Origin of the sequence: Streptomyces sp. NPDC018833, from assembly GCF_044390825.1 — a bacterium.
In the GTDB taxonomy this organism is placed as follows: Bacteria; Actinomycetota; Actinomycetes; order Streptomycetales; family Streptomycetaceae; genus Streptomyces.
In genome coordinates this window covers 214544-231742 of the sequence record NZ_JBIRZM010000006.1, presented here as the reverse complement: position 1 = coordinate 231742, position 17199 = coordinate 214544, and the positions used below count along the sequence as shown (strand labels likewise).

At 71.9% G+C, this 17199-nt stretch carries 12 protein-coding genes; 8 read left to right on the top strand and 4 right to left on the bottom strand.

Annotated elements, in window-relative coordinates:
- Positions 1 to 187: 187 nt before the first annotated feature.
- From ACH5AF_RS15190 to ACH5AF_RS15175, 4 genes are all read right to left on the bottom strand, one after another.
- Positions 188 to 2734, bottom strand: a complete 2547-nt coding sequence (locus tag ACH5AF_RS15190) for a DUF3488 and DUF4129 domain-containing transglutaminase family protein (protein ID WP_398902112.1) — start codon at positions 2732 to 2734, stop codon at positions 188 to 190.
- Positions 2731 to 4104 (bottom strand): DUF58 domain-containing protein, encoded by a 1374-nt coding sequence (locus ACH5AF_RS15185; RefSeq protein WP_398902111.1) that lies wholly within the window; start codon positions 4102 to 4104, stop codon positions 2731 to 2733. Before ACH5AF_RS15185 ends, ACH5AF_RS15190 begins: the two co-directional genes overlap by 4 nt.
- Positions 4104 to 5150 (bottom strand): AAA family ATPase, encoded by a 1047-nt coding sequence (locus ACH5AF_RS15180; RefSeq protein ID WP_398902110.1) that lies wholly within the window; start codon positions 5148 to 5150, stop codon positions 4104 to 4106. Before ACH5AF_RS15180 ends, ACH5AF_RS15185 begins: the two co-directional genes overlap by 1 nt.
- Positions 5151 to 5348: 198 nt before the next feature.
- Entirely contained in the window at positions 5349 to 5894 is a 546-nt protein-coding gene (locus ACH5AF_RS15175) for a beta-class carbonic anhydrase (RefSeq protein WP_398902109.1), read from the bottom strand.
- A gap of 281 nt (positions 5895 to 6175) precedes the next feature.
- On the opposite strand from ACH5AF_RS15175, the gene rsmH reads away from it, so the two are divergent.
- The 8 genes from rsmH (at position 6176) to ftsW (ending at position 17195) form a co-directional block, all read left to right on the top strand.
- Complete coding sequence (gene rsmH / locus ACH5AF_RS15170; protein WP_398902108.1) at positions 6176 to 7132, top strand: 16S rRNA (cytosine(1402)-N(4))-methyltransferase RsmH; 957 nt, start codon at positions 6176 to 6178, stop codon at positions 7130 to 7132.
- 131 nt (positions 7133 to 7263) lie between these two features.
- On the top strand, positions 7264 to 7884 hold the full coding sequence (locus ACH5AF_RS15165) for a septum formation initiator family protein (protein ID WP_398902107.1): 621 nt from the start codon (positions 7264 to 7266) through the stop codon (positions 7882 to 7884).
- A gap of 4 nt (positions 7885 to 7888) precedes the next feature.
- Complete coding sequence (locus tag ACH5AF_RS15160) at positions 7889 to 9856, top strand: peptidoglycan D,D-transpeptidase FtsI family protein (RefSeq protein WP_398902106.1); 1968 nt, start codon at positions 7889 to 7891, stop codon at positions 9854 to 9856.
- Between the two features lie 15 nt (positions 9857 to 9871).
- A complete protein-coding gene (locus ACH5AF_RS15155) occupies positions 9872 to 11575 on the top strand; it encodes a UDP-N-acetylmuramoyl-L-alanyl-D-glutamate--2,6-diaminopimelate ligase (RefSeq protein ID WP_398902105.1) in 1704 nt (567 codons plus the stop codon).
- 4 nt (positions 11576 to 11579) lie between these two features.
- Complete coding sequence (murF, locus tag ACH5AF_RS15150) at positions 11580 to 13007, top strand: UDP-N-acetylmuramoyl-tripeptide--D-alanyl-D-alanine ligase (RefSeq protein WP_398902104.1); 1428 nt, start codon at positions 11580 to 11582, stop codon at positions 13005 to 13007.
- Positions 13004 to 14074, top strand: a complete 1071-nt coding sequence (gene mraY / locus ACH5AF_RS15145; protein ID WP_215180993.1) for a phospho-N-acetylmuramoyl-pentapeptide-transferase — start codon at positions 13004 to 13006, stop codon at positions 14072 to 14074. The genes murF and mraY overlap by 4 nt, the downstream gene beginning before the upstream one ends.
- Positions 14071 to 15483, top strand: a complete 1413-nt coding sequence (murD, locus tag ACH5AF_RS15140; protein WP_398902103.1) for a UDP-N-acetylmuramoyl-L-alanine--D-glutamate ligase — start codon at positions 14071 to 14073, stop codon at positions 15481 to 15483. The genes mraY and murD overlap by 4 nt, the downstream gene beginning before the upstream one ends.
- A gap of 50 nt (positions 15484 to 15533) precedes the next feature.
- The gene (gene ftsW / locus ACH5AF_RS15135; RefSeq protein WP_398902102.1) at positions 15534 to 17195 is read left to right on the top strand and encodes a putative lipid II flippase FtsW; all 1662 of its coding nucleotides are present in this window, start codon (positions 15534 to 15536) and stop codon (positions 17193 to 17195) included.
- Positions 17196 to 17199: the final 4 nt, after the last annotated feature.

Genomic DNA, 17199 nt, shown 5'->3' with positions numbered 1-17199 from the left:
GGCTCGCCGTCTGCCCAGGCTGCCCGGCCCTGGCGGCCCGGGCGGGCCGGGGCCCAGGGTCCGGCGCCCCTTGGGCGCAGCGCCTCTCCGGCAAACACACCGCCGTTCAGCGACCGGCCCCAGGAAGGAGCCCGGCCCAGAAGGCCGCCCGGGTTCATGCCCAGGCGGCCTCCAACAGGGCGCGGCCCTAGCTCCGTTGCTTCGTCGGGCGGCGGAGCAGTGCGGACCAGCGGTCGAAGGGCAGGCGGCGCAGTGCCCAGCGGGCGGTGAGCGACTCCCAGCGGGCCGACAGCGCCCAGACCACCCGGACCGAGGACCGGGGCAGCAGCAGGGCTCGCACGCGGCTGCGCAGGTTCACGCCGTCCCGCAGGCCCGCACGGATCAGATGGGCGTCGTCCGCAAGTCCCGTGGCCGCCTTCGGGACCGGGGCGTACAGGACCTGTTCGACCGCCCGGGCCGTGCGGTGCATCGCCGCCGCCGGTTCGTCCGTCAGCTTGCCAAGCCTGACGATGCGTGCCGCGGCCTTCCTCGGCGTCTGCGACTCGTCGGGCAGGATGCCGAGGTCCCATGCCGTGTCCGTGATCTCCTGCCAGACGGCCAGGGTCCCCGCCGGATCGTCGACGAGCGCCACGCCGTCGGCACCGGCCGGAGCGAGCGCACCGTCACCGGCGGGATCGACGGCCCCGGGGCCCTTCCCCGCCCACTTCTTCGAGCCCTTCGGCCCCGACGTGGCGCCGGGCTTCGGCGAGGCCTGGCCCATCGCGCTCAGTCGCCGCGTACGTACGCTGATCCGCCACAGCAGCGGCAGCAGGAGCAGGAGCAGGCCGGCGACCACGCTCAGACCCGTGAGGAGCACGGTCCGCCACGGGAAGCCCTCGTCCGTCTGCTCACCGATGTCACGCGGTGCCGCCGCCCCGCACTCGCCCAGGCGACGCTCATGCTCCGGGCAGGCGTCCGGCGCGACCGGCTGCGTCGACGGCTGGGCCGAGGCACCGGTCTCCGGCCGCGCCGGGTCGGTGGCGCCGCCCGACGGCGCCTGGTCCTGCGCGTACTCCGGCACCGAGCCGCGGCTCGGGGTCGGCTCGAACCTGGTCCAGCCCACGCCCTCGAAATACAGCTCGGGCCAGGCGTGCGCGTCGCGCAGACCGACCGACATGGTGCCGTCGGACTGCGGACTGCCCGGCGTGAAGCCCACCGCGACCCGCGCCGGGATGCCCAGCGTCCGGGCCATCGCGGCCATCGAGAACGAGAAGTGGACGCAGAAGCCCTCCTTCTGCTTCAGGAAGCGGCTGATCGCGGCGACGCCCGTGCCCGAACGCGCCTGGGTGTTGTACGTGAAGCCGCCGTCCTCGGCGAACCACTCCTGGAGCTTCGTCGCCCGCTCGAAGTCGTTCGCGGAGCCCTTGGTCACCTCCAGGGCGGTCTCCTTGACCGACCCCGGCAGGATGTCGGGCACCTGGGTGTACTCACGCTTCAGCTCGGACTGCGGCGCCATCGCCTGGGCGAGCTGCTCCCGGGTGGGCCGGACGACCAGGCTGTTCACCGAGTACTGCACGCCGCCCGTGGTCTGACCGCGGTCGCCGACCAGGGTCCGCCCGGCCGGCTCGTAACGCCAGCGGCCGTCGATGTCCACCTTGGTCGCCGGGTAGGGCATCGGCAGCCAACTCTGCTTGTACGAGCCGGCCGACGAGAGGTTCGTCCTGACCTCGGTGGCACCGACCGCCGGGCTGAGCCCGTCCGGCTCGGGCAGCCGGTCCGGCACGCCCTGCACCTTGCGCTCGGAGGAGCGCCATGCGGTGCCGTCGAAGCGGTCCAGGGCGACGATGCGCAGATACATGCCCTGGACGTCCGGCGCGTTGGTGCGGTAGCGCAGGACCTCGCGGTCCTGCGGCTGGTTGAGGCTGTCCTGCAGCGAGACCAGCGGGTTGACCGCAGCGATCGTACCCCCGCCGCCCCCGCCCCGGCCGGGACCGCTGCCCGGGCCGTCGAACAGGCCGCCGTCCAGGGCGGGCAGCGCCGCGGGCACGGCCAGTGCCACGCCGAGTGCGACCACACCGATGCGCCGGCCGGTGCGGACCGGGGCATGGGCGGCCCCGCCCGGCTCGAACCCGGCACCCTGACGGGACCGGTTCGGCGGCGCGCCGCCGAACACGCGTCCCCAGGCCGAGAGCCGGTCGCGGCCCTCCGCCAGCAGGAGCAGCAGATAGCCGGAGGCGGCCAGCAGGAACCAGAGCCAGCCCGCCCCGCCGCCGCCGAGACCCGCGGCGACCGTGTACAGCGCGAGCAGCGGCAGACCGGCCGGTGCCGCGCTGCGGTAGGTGACGGCCAGCGCGTCCACCGCGAGGCCGATCACCAGCACCCCGCCGATGAGCATCAGCCGGATGCCGTCGGTCGCCGGGGCCGGGATCGCGTACCGGCTCACATCGTCGTAGCCCGCGCCGAAAAGCCCGCCGAACTGCGCGAACGCCTCCGGTCCCGGCAGCAGCCAGAGGATCGCCGAGTCGCGGACGAACACCACGGTGATCGCCAGCAGGCTGACCAGCGCCTGCACGGCCATCGTCAGTGCTCCGGCCAGCGGAACCCGCCGGGCCAGCGCCCCGACGCCGCTCTGCAGAGCCAGCAGGAACGCCGCCTGGAGCATCCAGCCCGCCGGATCGACCAGCGGCAGCAGCGCCCCGGCCGCCATCAGCGTGGCGGCGTAGGAGCACAGGGCGAGTCTCACCCGACCGCTCATGACCAACCCCCCGAGAAACCGTCTCTGCCGCCGGGCGACTGAGTGCGCTCCCGGCCCGCCTGCTGCCACAGCTCGGTCAACGGTGTGCCCGGCCGCACGGGCAGCGCCGTCCAGCCCGCCTCCCGCAGCAGCCGCAGCCGCTCGTCGACCGCGCCCGTCACCGCGCCGCCTGTCACCCACGTCCCGGAGTCCAGCACGAAGGCGACCGCTGCGCCGCTGCGCTGCCGCATCCTGGCGGCGAGCGCCGCCTGCTCCTCGTCCAGGTCGCCGAAGAAGGCGACGAGCAGCCCCTCGCCGCCGCCGCTGTTGCCGCCGCGCATGACGTCGATCGCGCGGGACAGGCCGGCCCCGTCGGAGTGGTCGACGACCGCGAGCGTGTCGAGCATCAGCCCGGCGGAGTCCGCGGACTCCTGGGTGGAGCCGGCGAAACCGTCGGCTCCCGTGCCGGGCACCGAGCTGCCCGTATCCGTCAGCAGCCGCACCGCGAAGCCCTGCTCCAGCAGATGCACCAGAGCCGACGCCGCACCCGAGACGGCCCACTCGAAGGCCGAGTCCGGACCGGCGCCCTGGTAGGCGATCCGTCGGGTGTCCAGCAGGATCGTGCATCTGGCCCGCTGCGGCTGCTCCTCGCGGCGGACCATCAGCTCGCCGTAGCGAGCGGTAGAGCGCCAGTGGACCCGGCGCAGGTCGTCCCCGTACCGGTAGGCGCGCGGGATGATGTCGTCGTCTCCGGCCAGCGCCAGGGCGCGCCGGCTGCCGTCGCCGTAGCCGGACGCCTCGCCGGCCAGCCGCACGGCGGGCAGCACCTCGGTGCGGGGGATGACGGTGAGGGTGTCGTAGGCGCTGAAGGAACGGGTCAGTTCGCACATGCCGAACGGGTCGTTCAGGCGCAGTTGCAGCGGTCCCAGGGGATACCGGCCCCGCAGGTCGGACCGCACCCGGTACGACACCTCCCGGCGGCCGCCGGCCTCCACCCGGTCCAGCACGAACCGGGGCCGGGGGCCGAGCACATAGGGCACGTGGTCCTGGAGCATCAGCAGCCCGGTGGGCATCCGGGAGACGTTGTCCATGCGCAGGTGCACGCGCGCCTCCGTGCCGGCCGGCACCCGCGAGGGGGACAGCCGGCGGCTGGCGGCGACCCGGTAACGGGTGCGGTAGAGCACCGCGACGCAGATCAGCGGCAGGACGGCGAGGAGCAGCCCGACGCGCAGCAGATCGCTCTGGCCCAGCACGTACGCACAGGCCGCTGCGGCCACTCCGGCGGCGAGGAAGGAGCGGCCGCGCGTGGTGAGCCCGCTGAGCGCGGCCGCTACTCCGCCCTTGTCCTCGCCCTCCGGGCCCGGGGGAGCAGCGGGCCGTGCGGCGGACATCACAGCCGCCGGGCGCCGGGCTGCTGCCCGTACAGCGGCTGCTGACCCTGCGTGCCCGTCAGGTAGGCGCCGTCGGCGCTGCCGGTCGTGGGCACGGGGGTGCGCTGCACGATGTCCAGGACGACCTGCTCGGCGGTGCGCCGGTTCAGCTGGGCCTGGGCGGTGGGCAGCAGACGGTGGGCCAGCACCTGCACGGCGAGCCCCTGGACGTCGTCCGGCAGGGCGTACTCGCGGCCGCTGAGGGCGGCGGACGCCTTGGCGGCACGCAGCAGTTGCAGCGTGGCGCGCGGGGACGCGCCCAGTCTGAGATCGGGATGGCTGCGGGTGGCCGCGACGAGGTCCACCGCGTACCTGCGGACGGACTCGGCGACATGCACCGAACGCACGGCCTCGATCAGCTTCACGATGTCGTGGGCGTGCGCCACCGGCTGGAGGTCGTCCAGCGGCGAGACCCCGCCGTGCACATCGAGCATCTGCAACTCGGCGGCGGCGCTCGGGTAGCCGATGGACACCCGCGCCATGAAGCGGTCGCGCTGGGCCTCCGGCAGCGGATACGTGCCCTCCATCTCCACCGGGTTCTGCGTGGCGACCACCATGAACGGGTCGGGCAGCTCATAGCTGTGCCCGTCGATGGTGACCTGCCGCTCCTCCATGGACTCCAGCAGCGCGGACTGGGTCTTGGGCGAAGCGCGGTTGATCTCGTCGCCGATCACGATCTGCGCGAAGATCGCGCCCGGCTTGAACTCGAACTCGCGCCGCTGCTGGTCGAAGATCGACACACCGGTGATGTCCGAGGGCAGCAGGTCCGGCGTGAACTGGATGCGCCGCACAGAGCAGTCGATGGAACGCGCCAGCGCCTTGGCCAGCATGGTCTTGCCGACGCCCGGAACATCTTCGATGAGCAGATGTCCCTCGGCGAGCAGCACTGTCAGCGAAAGCCGTACGACCTCAGGCTTGCCCTCGATCACGCTCTCCACCGACCTGCGGACGAGCTCCGCAGTCGTGGTCAGATCCGTGAGGCTCGCTCGATCGTCATAGGTCGTCACCCGGCCCTCCTCGGCCCTTCATAGGGCCTGTGCGCATCACACGGCACGGCCCACCCCGAAACACGGACACCAGTCCCCGGAAGGTTCCGGATGGCGTCACACCCGCATTCTTGTTGGCGTCACCACGTCATGTCACTCGCCTGTGGACAACTGAGAGTGATATGCCGGGGTTGACCGATTTATCGGGTGGCCGATGGGTCACTCAGCAGGGTCGATCTCCCTCAGCAGACCCGTGGTGACGTCGAAGACGAAGCCCCGGACGTCGTCCGTGTGCAGCAGGAACGGCGAGGTACGCACCCGCTGCATGGACTGCCGCACGTCCTTGTCGACGTCGCGGAACGCCTCGACGGCCCAGGCCGGCCGCTGGCCGACCTCCTCCTCCAGTTCGATCCGGAAGTCCTCGGTGAGGCTTTCCAGGCCGCAGCCGGTGTGGTGGACGAGTATCACGCTGCGGGTGCCGAGGGCGCGCTGGCTGATGGTGAGCGAGCGGATGACGTCGTCGGTGACGACACCGCCGGCGTTGCGGATGGTGTGACAGTCGCCGAGCTCCAGGCCGAGCGCGGCGTGCAGGTCGAGGCGGGCGTCCATGCAGGCGACGACCGCGACCTGGAGGACCGGGCGCGCGTCCATCCCGGGATCACTGAAGTCGGCGGCGTAGCGCTGATTCGCCTCGACGAGGCGATCGGTGACCGTTTCGCCGCTGCGGACGGCATCGGAAGGGGAGTGCTGGGCAGAAGTCGACATGGCTCGAAGGTAACGGTCACAGGGGGTGCGGGCCCGCTGTGAGGGCGGACAAAGAACGTCAACGTCCCTTGTTGTGAGCTAACCCACAAGCGTGGCGCCGAGGCCGGTGCGACGCGCTGGCCGGTTGATTGACCGGCCGCACCAGTGGACTAAAGTGGCGCGAAGTTCACGGGCGTCACCAGCACATTCGGTGGCATCCCGCACATTTCCCCACACTCCCCGCGTGCGCGGCGTACGCACGGCCCGGCCCTGAACCGCCCGCGCCGGACCTGAGAGGGCGCATGAGCCAGACCCGACACGTCCCGGTGATGCTCCAGCGGTGCCTGGACCTGTTGGCCCCGGCGCTGCGGCGGCCCGGTGCGGTCGTGGTCGACTGCACCCTCGGCCTCGGCGGACACAGCGAGGCCCTGCTGACGCAGTTCCCCGAGGTGCGGCTGATCGCGCTCGACCGGGACACGGAGGCTCTGCGCCTGTCCGGCGAGCGGCTGGCCCCCTTCGGCGACCGCGCCACGCTCGTGCACGCCGTCTACGACGAGCTCCCCGCCGTCCTCGACCGTCTCGGCGTCCCGCGCGTCGAGGGCGTCCTGTTCGACCTGGGCGTTTCCTCCATGCAGCTGGACGAGGCCGACCGCGGCTTCGCCTACGCCCAGGACGCCCCGCTCGACATGCGCATGGACCAGACGACCGGGATGAGCGCCGCCGAGGTCCTCAACACCTACCCGGCCGGTGAGCTCGTGCGCATCCTGCGCTCCTACGGCGAGGAGAAGCAGGCCAAGCGGATCGTCTCGGCGATCGTGCGCGAGCGGGAGAAGGAGCCGTTCAGCAACAGCGCCCGGCTCGTCGAGCTCATCCGGGACGCACTGCCCCAGGCGGCCAAGCGCACCGGAGGCAACCCGGCCAAGCGCACCTTCCAGGCGCTGCGCATCGAGGTCAACGGGGAGCTGACCGTGCTGGAGCGCGCGGTTCCCGCCGCCGTCGCCGCGCTCGCCGTCGGCGGCCGCATCGCGGTCCTGTCGTACCACTCGCTGGAGGACCGGCTGGTCAAGCAGGTCTTCGCGGCGGGCGCCGCCAACACCGCGCCTCCCGGGCTGCCCGTCGTCCCCGAGGCGTACCAGCCCCGGCTGAAGCTGCTCACCCGCGGCGCCGAGCTGCCCACCGACGAAGAGGTCACCCAGAACCGCCGCGCGGCCCCGGCGCGTCTGAGAGCGGCAGAGCGCATCCGCGAGGACGTCGCGTGAGCGGGATGCGCCGGTGCGCGCGTCCCATGAGCGGGGCGCGCCCGGGAGGGCGTCGGACGAGGGCGGCCCACGGGCGCGGGTGAGCGGCACACACGGGTGAACGGCGGCACGGAGACGATGCGGAGGACACCTTGAGCACAGCGGCCAGGCAGTTGAAGGGAAGGGCCGCCCGGCTTGCGCGGCTGATGCCGTCCGGACCGAGTACCGCCGCCCGCACCCCCTTCGTCGTGCTGGTCGTGCTGCTGCTGTCCGGCGGGCTGATCACCCTCCTCCTGCTCAACTCGTCCCTCAGCCAGGGCTCCTTCGAGCTCAGCGAGCTGAAGAAGAGGACCACCGAGCTCACCGACCAGCAGCAGGCGCTACAGCGCGACGTCGACAGCTACTCCGCCCCCGACGCCCTCGAGCGCCGCGCCCGCGAACTGGGCATGGTCCCCGGCGGCAGCCCCGCATTCCTCGGCCCGGACGGCACGGTCCGCGGCGTCCCCGGCAAGGCCACCGCCCTGCCCTCGCCCGATCCGGAACCGCAGCAGGTCCAAGGCACCGCAGCCTCCTCCGCCACGCCTTCGGCATCCGCCCCCGCCTCGCAGTCGGCGCTCCCGGCCACCTCCGCCTCCGCCTCGGCCCCGGCTCCGGCTCCAGGCGCGTCCTCCTCCGCCGCGCCCTCGCCGCAAACGGTCCCCGAGCGCACCGATCCACTCGGCAAGCCCTTCCGTACGTCCCCGCAGCCGACCCCGACGACCACCGGCAGGTGACGCAGTGCCCTCCAAGCAGCCCCCGCGGCGGAGCGTGCCGGGCCCGGCACGGCGTCCGTCCGCGCCGCCCTCCGGCAGGCCGGGCCGGCGACCCGCGCCCCGCAGCGCACGCCCGGCCCAGCGCCCCGCCCCGCGCACGATCACGCTCGGCAGCCCCCGGCCACGGCTGCGGCTGGTCAGCCTGGGCCTCACCCTCGTGATGCTGGCCTTCGTCGTACGGCTGCTCCAGGTGCAGGCCGTCGATGCCAGCGCGTACGCGGCCAAGGCCGACAAGAACCGCTACTTCAGCTACACGCTCGCCGCCGAGCGGGGCGAGATCACCGACCGGGCGGGGATCGCGCTCGCCACCTCCGTCGACGCGCACGACATCACCGCCGACCCGAAGATGTTCACCCCCAAGGAGAGCAAGGCCCCGGACGCGCCCGAACAGGCGGCCGCGCTGCTCGCCCCCATCCTCGGCACCGACGCCGCCGTGCTGGCCGAGAAGCTCAAGAAGCCCGGGTCCCGCTACGCCGTACTGGCCCGCCGCCAGACCCCGCAGGTGTGGAACCAGATCAAGGACCTCAAGAGCGTCTACGCCCGCAAGGCCGCCGCCGACAAGCGCAGCGGCGGCCCTGGCGCCAACGTCCTCGCAGGCGTCTTCCAGGAGCCCAGCAGCAAGCGCGTCTATCCGAACGGCGATCTCGCCGCCGGGATACTGGGATACGTCAACGCCGAGGGCCGCGGCGGCGGCGGCATCGAGTCCATGCTCGACAAGGCGCTCGCCGGCAAGAACGGCACGGTCACCTACGCACAGTCCGGCGGCCGGCGCGTCCCGACCGCCGGTTCCCGCGAGGTGCCCGCCGTCCCCGGCTCCGACATCGAGCTGACGATCGACCGGGACATCCAGTGGGCCGCCCAGAAGGCGATCGAGGACCAGGTCGGCAAGTCCCGGGCGGACCGCGGCTATGTGATCGTGCAGAACACCCGCACCGGCGAGATCCTCGCCATGGCCAACGCCCCCGGCTTCGACCCGAACGATCTCAGCCAGGCCAACGCCGCCGCCATGGGCAACGCCGCACTCCAGGACGCGTACGAGCCGGGCTCCACCGCCAAGGTCATGTCCATCGCCGCCGTGCTGGAGGAGAAGCAGGCCACCCCCGGCACGCATGTCGTCGTCCCCAACCGCCTGCACCGCGGCGACCGCCTCTTCAAGGACGACATCGACCACCCCACCTGGTTCCTCACGCTGAACGGGGTCCTGGCCAAGTCCAGCAACATCGGCACCATCCTCGCGACCGGACAGCTGGGGAAGACCCAGCGCCAGGCCAACGCAGTGCTCCACTCCTACCTGCGCAAGTTCGGCCTCGGCAGCACCAGCGGGCTCGGCTACCCGGGCGAGACCCCCGGCATCCTCGCCGAGCCGGCCGACTGGTCCACCTCGCAGCAGTACACGATCCCCTTCGGCCAGGGCCTGTCCATCAACGCGATGCAGGCGGCGTCCGTCTACTCGACCATCGCCAACGGCGGCGTACGCATCGAGCCCACGCTCGTCCGCGGTACCAAGGGACCGGACGGGCAGTTCACCGCGGCGCCCCCACCCAGGAAGAACCGCGTGGTCAGCGAGCAGACCGCGAAGACGGTCGCCACCATGCTCGAATCCGTCGTCGACGACGAGGCGGGCACCGGCACCAAGGCGCGCATCCCCGGATACCGCGTCGCAGGAAAGACCGGAACGGCCAACCGGGTCGACCCCGAACTCGGCCGCTACAAGGGCTACACCGCCTCATTCGCCGGTTTCGCCCCCGCCGACAACCCGGAGATCACCGTCTACTGCGCCATCCAGAACCCCACGAAGGGCAGTTACTTCGGCGGCCAGATCTGCGGCCCCGTCTATCAGCAGGTCATGGCGTTCGCGCTGAAGACCCTGCAGGTCGCACCGACCGGCAAGGCACCCGCCCGCCTGCCGGTGACCTTCGAAGCCGGCCAGTGACCGGAGGACCCAGCAGTGACAACGATCACCCCCGAGCCCGGGAACCGGGCCACAGGCGCCCCCTCTTTTTCCCCCGGGCCGCCTGTGCCCGGTACGCTCACCGCCGTGCCACACGCTGATCAGTACCGAACCGCCCAGCAGGACGAGCCCGCGAAACACCCGGGAGCGCCCCGCCCGGCCCGGCCCCGCCCGACCGACCTCGGGGAGCTGGCCGCCCGGCTGGGGGTGCAGACGCGGGCCCGGGGAGCGATCACCGGCATCACCCACGACTCGCGGGCCGTACGTCCCGGTGATGTGTACGCCGCCCTGCCCGGCGCCCGTTTCCACGGAGCCGACTTCGCGCCGCAGGCCGCCGACCTCGGGGCCGCCGCCGTCCTCACCGACGAAGCGGGCGCCGAACGCGCCGCGGCCACCGGACTGCCGGTCCTGGTCACCGACAACCCGCGCGGCCGGATGGGCGAACTCGCCGCCGAGATCTACGGACGGCCCGGTGAGCACCTCCTGCAGATCGGCATCACCGGTACCTCCGGCAAGACCACCACGGCCTACCTCGTCGAGGGCGGCCTGCGCGGGGCCGGCCGCGCCACCGGGCTGATCGGCACCGTCGAGATGCGCATCGGCGACGAGCGCATCAAGTCCGAGCGCACCACCCCCGAAGCGACCGACCTGCAGGCCCTGTTCGCCGTGATGCGCGAACGCGGCGTGGACTCGGTCGCCATGGAGGTCTCCAGCCACGCCCTGGTGCTCGGCCGGGTCGACGGCTGCGTCTTCGACGTCGCCCTCTTCAACAACCTCAGCCCGGAGCACATGGAGTTCCACTCCGGCATGGACGACTACTTCCAGGCCAAGGCGCAGCTGTTCACGCCGCGCCGCAGCCGGGAAGGGGTCGTGAACTTCGACGACGAGTACGGCCGCAGGCTCGTGGCGGAGGCGACCGTGCCGGTCACCACCTTCTCCGCCGAGGGCCACCCGGACGCCGACTGGCGGGCCGAGGACGTCGAAGTCGGCGCGACCGGATCGACGTTCACCGCCGTCGGCCCCAAGGGCGAGCGGGTGCGGGCCGAGGCACCGCTGCCCGGGACGTTCAACGTCGCCAACACGCTGGCGGCGATCGTCACGCTCGCCGTGGCCGGAATCGAACCTCAGACCGCCGCCGACGGCATCGCCGTTGTGCCCGGTGTGCCCGGCCGTCTCGAGCGCGTCGACGCGGGCCAGCCGTACCTCGCCGTCGTCGACTACGCCCACAAGACCGACGCCGTCGAATCGGTGCTGCGCTCCCTGCGCAAGGTCACCGAGGGCCGCCTCCACGTCGTCCTCGGCTGCGGCGGCGAACGCGATGTGACCAAGCGCGGACCGATGGGCGCCGCAGTCGCGCGCCTGGCCGACACCGCCGTACTGACCTCCGACAACCCGCGCTCCGAGGACCCTCTCGCGATCCTCGCCGCCATGCTCGCGGGCGCCGCCGAGGTGCCGATCCACGAGCGCGGCGACGTCCTGGTCGAGGCCGACCGCGCCGCGGCGATCGCCGCCGCCGTCGCCCGCGCCCTCCCCGGTGACACCGTCCTCGTCGCCGGCAAGGGCCACGAACAGGGCCAGGACATCGCCGGAGTGGTCCGTCCGTTCGACGACCGCCAGGTACTGCGTGCCGCCATCGTGGCGCAGGGCGCCGCAGGCAGCCCGGAGCACAGCGCCACCGAAAACGAGAACAGTCAGGGATGACCCAGTGATCGCCCTCTCCCTCGCCGAGATCGCCGAAATCGTCGGCGGGCAGTCGTACGACATACCGGATCCGGCCACCTTGGTGACCGGCTCCGTCGTCATCGACTCCCGGGCCGTGGAACCCGGCGGCCTGTTCGCCGCCTTCCAGGGCGAGAACGCCGACGGCCACGACTACGCCGAGCGAGCGGTGGCCGCGGGCGCGGCCGCCGTCCTCGCCGAACGGCCCGTCGGCGTACCCGCGATCGTCGTCGACGACGTCCAGGCCGCGCTCGGCCGCCTGGCACGCGCCGTCGTCGAACGGCTCGGCACCCACGTCGTCGCACTGACCGGGTCGGCCGGCAAGACCAGCACCAAGGACCTGATCGCCCAGGTGCTCCAGCGCAAGGCGCCCACGGTCTGGACCCCCGGCTCCCTGAACAACGAGATCGGCCTCCCCCTCACCGCCCTGACCGCGACCGAGGACACCGAGCACCTCGTGCTGGAGATGGGTGCGCGCGGAATCGGCCACATCCGGTACCTCACCGGCCTCACCCCGCCCCGGATCGGCCTGGTGCTCAACGTCGGCACCGCGCACATCGGCGAGTTCGGCGGCCGCGAGCAGATCGCCCAGGCCAAGGGCGAGCTCGTGGAAGCCCTGCCGGAGGACGGCGTGGCCGTGCTCAACGCCGACGACCCGCTGGTTCGCGCCATGGCGTCGCGCACCGGAGCCCGCGTGCTGCTCTTCGGCGAGGCCGCCGACGCCGCCGTGCGTGCCGAGAATGTCCGGCTCACGGAGCAGGGACAGCCCTCCTTCACGCTCCACACACCCACCGGGTGCAGCGACGTGACCATGCGGCTGTACGGTGAGCACCACGTGTCGAACGCGCTCGCCGCGGCCGCCGTCGCCCATGAGCTGGGCATGCCTGTCGACGAGATCGCCCTCGCGCTCTCCGAAGCGGGCACCCTCTCCCGCTGGCGCATGGAGGTCACCGAGCGTCCGGACGGCGTGACGATCGTCAACGACGCCTACAACGCGAACCCGGAGTCCATGCGAGCCGCCCTCCGCGCACTGGCGGCCATGGGGGAAGCCGCGCGGGCGAAGGGAGGCCGTACGTGGGCGGTGCTCGGTCAGATGGCCGAGCTCGGGGACGAGGCGCTCGCCGAGCACGACGCGGTCGGACGGCTCGCCGTCCGGCTCAATGTCGGCAGGCTCGTCGCGGTCGGGGGCAGGGAAGCGTCCTGGTTGCAACTGGGCGCATACAACGAGGGTTCGTGGGGTGAGGAGTCGGTGCACGTGTCCGACGCGCAGGCGGCGGTCGACCTGTTGCGCAAGGAATTGCGCCCGGGAGACGTCGTGCTGGTGAAGGCTTCCAGGTCGGTCGGTCTGGAGCGGATCGCGCAGGCTCTGCTCGAGGGCTTCGACAGCTTCGAGGGTGAGGGAGCCGTCCGATGAGGCAGATCCTGTTCGCGGGAGCCATCGGTCTCTTCCTGACCCTGATCGGTACCCCGCTGCTGATCAAACTGCTGGCTCGCAAGGGATACGGGCAGTTCATCCGCGACGACGGCCCGCGCACGCACGGCAGCAAGAAGGGCACGCCCACCATGGGCGGCATCTCCTTCATCCTGGCCACGCTCATCGCGTACGCCCTCGCCAAGGTCATCACCGGTGAGGACCCGACGTTCTCGGGCGTGCTGGTGCTGTTCCTCATGGCGGGCATGGGCCTCGTCGGCTTCCTCGACGACTACATCAAGATCGTCAAGCAGCGCTCGCTCGGTCTGCGCGCCAAGGCGAAGATGGCCGGACAGCTGATCGTCGGCATCGCCTTCGCCGTGCTGTCACTGCAGTTCGCCGACAGCCGCGGCAACACCCCGGCCTCCACCAAGCTGTCGTTCATCACCGACTTCGGCTGGTCCATCGGCCCGGTGCTTTTCGTCGTCTGGGCGCTGTTCATGATCCTCGCCATGTCCAACGGCGTGAACCTGACCGACGGCCTCGACGGCCTTGCCACCGGCGCCTCGGTGATGGTCTTCGGCGCGTACACCTTCATCGGCCTCTGGCAGTTCCAGGAGTCCTGCGCCAACGCGGTGACGCTGACCAATCCCAACGCCTGCTTCGAGGTACGAGATCCGCTCGACCTCGCGGTGGTCGCCTCCGCGCTGATGGGCTCCTGCTTCGGCTTCCTGTGGTGGAACACCTCACCCGCCAAGATCTTCATGGGCGACACCGGCTCGCTCGCGCTCGGCGGCGCGCTCGCGGGCCTGGCGATCTGCTCCCGTACCGAGTTCCTGCTCGCCCTTCTCGGCGGACTGTTCGTCCTCATCACCATGTCCGTGGTGATCCAGGTCGGTTCGTTCAAGATGACCGGTAGGCGCGTCTTCCGCATGGCACCCCTGCAGCACCATTTCGAGCTCAAGGGGTGGTCCGAAGTCCTGGTGGTGGTCCGCTTCTGGATCATTCAGGGTATGTGCGTGATCGTGGGTCTGGGCCTCTTCTACGCGGGATGGGCAGCTGACAAGTGAGCGACTGGCAGGGCAGGAACATCACCGTCGCCGGCCTCGGTGTGAGCGGCATCAGTGCCGCGCGCGCCCTGGCCGGCCTCGGCGCGGTCGTCACCGTCGTGGACGGCGGTGACAGCGACGCGCTCCGTACACGCGCCGCGGAACTGGCCGAGCTGGGCGTCGCGGTGCGTCTCGGCGACGCCCAGACGCTGCCCGAGGGCACCGACCTGGTGGTCACCTCGCCCGGCTGGAAGCCCTCCAGCCCGCTCTTCGAGGCGGCGGCGAAGGCGGGTGTGGACGTCGTCGGCGACGTCGAGATCGCCTGGCGGCTCCGCGGCCCCGGCGCGGCGCCGTGGCTCGGCGTCACCGGCACCAACGGCAAGACGACCACGACGCGGATGCTCGCCTCCATCCTCACCGCCGCGGGCCTGCGGACCGCCGCCATCGGAAACATCGGCACGCCGATCATCGACGTCGTGCTCGGCGACGAGCCGTACGACGTGCTCGCCGTCGAACTCTCCAGCTACCAGCTCCACTGGGCACCCTCGCTGCGCGCCCACTCCGCCGTGGTCCTCAACCTCGCACCCGACCACCTCGACTGGCACGGCTCCATGCAGGCGTACGCCGCTGACAAGGGCCGGATCTACGAGGGCAACACGGTCGCCTGCGTCTACAACGTGGCCGACCCCGCCACCGAGGCCCTGGTGCGCGAGGCGGACGTGGAGGAGGGCTGCCGGGCCATCGGCTTCACGCTGGGCACCCCCGGGCCGTCCCAACTCGGCATCGTGGAAGGCATCCTCGTCGACCGCGCCTTCGTCGAGAACCGGCAGAAGCAGGCGCAGGAGCTCGCCGAGGTGTCCGACGTCAACCCGCCCGCGCCGCACAACATCGCCAACGCGCTGGCGGCCGCGGCGCTCGCCCGCGCCTTCGGCGTCCCGCCCGCGGCCGTACGGGACGGCCTGCGCGCCTTCCGCCCCGACGCGCACCGCATCGAGCACGTGGCGGACGTCGGCGGTGTCGCGTACATCGACGATTCCAAGGCCACCAACACCCATGCCGCACAAGCCTCTCTGGCCGCGTACGACCCGATCGTCTGGATCGCCGGAGGACTGGCGAAGGGGGCCACGTTCGACGAGCTGGTCGCCACGTCGGCGGAGCGGCTGCGGGGTGTGGTCCTGATCGGCGCCGACCGCGCCCTCGTACGGGAAGCCCTCGCGCGACACGCCCCTGAGGTCCCGGTCGTCGACCTCGAGCGGACCGACACTGGGGCGATGTCCGCAGCGGTGGCCGAGGCTGCCTCGCTCGCCCGGCCCGGCGACACGGTTCTGCTGGCCCCGGCCTGCGCCTCGATGGACATGTTCACCAACTACAACGAGCGAGGCGAGGCTTTCGCGGAAGCGGTCCGCGCACTCGCCGCCGAGCAGGGCTGACAGCCGCCAGGTCCGGCTGCCGCCGGGCACGACTGGAGGGGACAGCGACGATGCCGCCCAGCACGACCGGGAACGCGACCCCTACGGGGAGCGCCGCGCCGCTCCCGCCGACCGCATCGGCCCCGTGGGCTCGCCCGGCTCCGCAGGGTGACGCCGGGGCCGCTGGGCTGCGCAGGCCGTCTCCTGCGCCCTTGTCCGACGGCGGCGTCGCCCCGGTCCCCGCTGTCCCGGCTCCGCCGGGCTATGTCCCGCCCGTGGCGCTGGAGCGGGTCCGGCGTATCGCCGCGGTGTGGCGGGCCACCACGCGGAGCCTGGGGACAGGACTTCTCGCCGGGCCCGTCCCCGCCTTTGCCGGCGCAGCCGGCCCCGGCGGCCCCGGCGGGCAGCTCGCCCTGCGCAGCCGTATCCGGGCCGACGTGCCTCGGCCGAGCGCCCTTGGCGGCGGGAGCTCCCGCGCCCCCAAGGCGCCTCGCGCACCCCGCGGCCCCCGGCGGCTGTACGAGCAGGCGCGCAGGGCCTGGGACCGGCCCCTCACCGCGTACTACCTCATCCTGGGCAGCAGCCTGCTCGTCACCGTGCTCGGCCTCGTCATGGTCTACTCCGCGTCCATGATCCAGGCGCTGGAGTACTCCCTCCCCGCCTCGTACTTCTTCCGTAAGCAGTTCCTCGCGGCCCTCATCGGCGCCGGGCTGCTGTTCCTCGCCTCCCGGATGCCGGTCAAGCTGCACCGCGCGCTGTCCTACCCGCTGCTCGTTGGCGCGGTGTTCCTGATGGTCCTCGTACAGGTCCCGGGGATAGGGCATGCGGTCAACGGCAACCAGAACTGGATCTACCTGGGCGGGCCCTTCCAGCTCCAGCCCAGTGAATTCGGCAAGCTCGCGCTGATCCTCTGGGGCGCGGATCTGCTCGCCCGCAAGCAGGACAAGCGGCTGCTGACCCAGTGGAAACACCTGCTCGTCCCGCTCGTCCCCGTCGCGTTCCTGCTCCTCGGGCTCATCATGCTCGGCGGCGACATGGGCACGTCGATCATCCTCGCCGCCATCCTCTTCGGTCTGCTGTGGCTGGCGGGAGCTCCCACCCGCCTGTTCGCCGGGGTCCTCGGCATCGCCGGGTTCGTCGGTCTGCTGCTGATCAGGACCAACGAGAACCGCATGTCCCGGCTCGAATGCATGGGTGCCACCGACCTCGGACCCAAAGGCGAGTGCTGGCAGGCCGTGCACGGCATCTATGCTCTTGCCTCTGGCGGATGGTTCGGTTCCGGTCTCGGCGCAAGTGTGGAAAAATGGGGTCAACTGCCTGAACCGCACACCGACTTCATCTTCGCCGTCGCCGGGGAGGAACTGGGCCTCGCGGGGACGCTGTCGGTGGTCGCGTTGTTCGCGGCTCTAGGCTATGCGGGTATCCGCGTTGCCGGACGCACGGAGGACCCCTTCGTGAGGTACGCAGCGGGAGGTGTGACCACCTGGATCACGGCCCAGGCCGTGATCAACATCGGTGCGGTGCTCGGTCTGCTGCCGATCGCCGGCGTCCCGCTCCCGCTGTTCTCCTACGGTGGGTCGGCCCTGCTGCCGACGATGTTCGCCGTCGGGCTGCTGATCGCCTTCGCGCGACAGGATCCCGCCGCGAAAGCGGCCCTGGCCACGCGGAGGCCTGGGGTGAGATGGAAGTCGATGAGACGGCGCGTCAAGAAGCGTCCGTCCGGAGAGCGGTGAATTT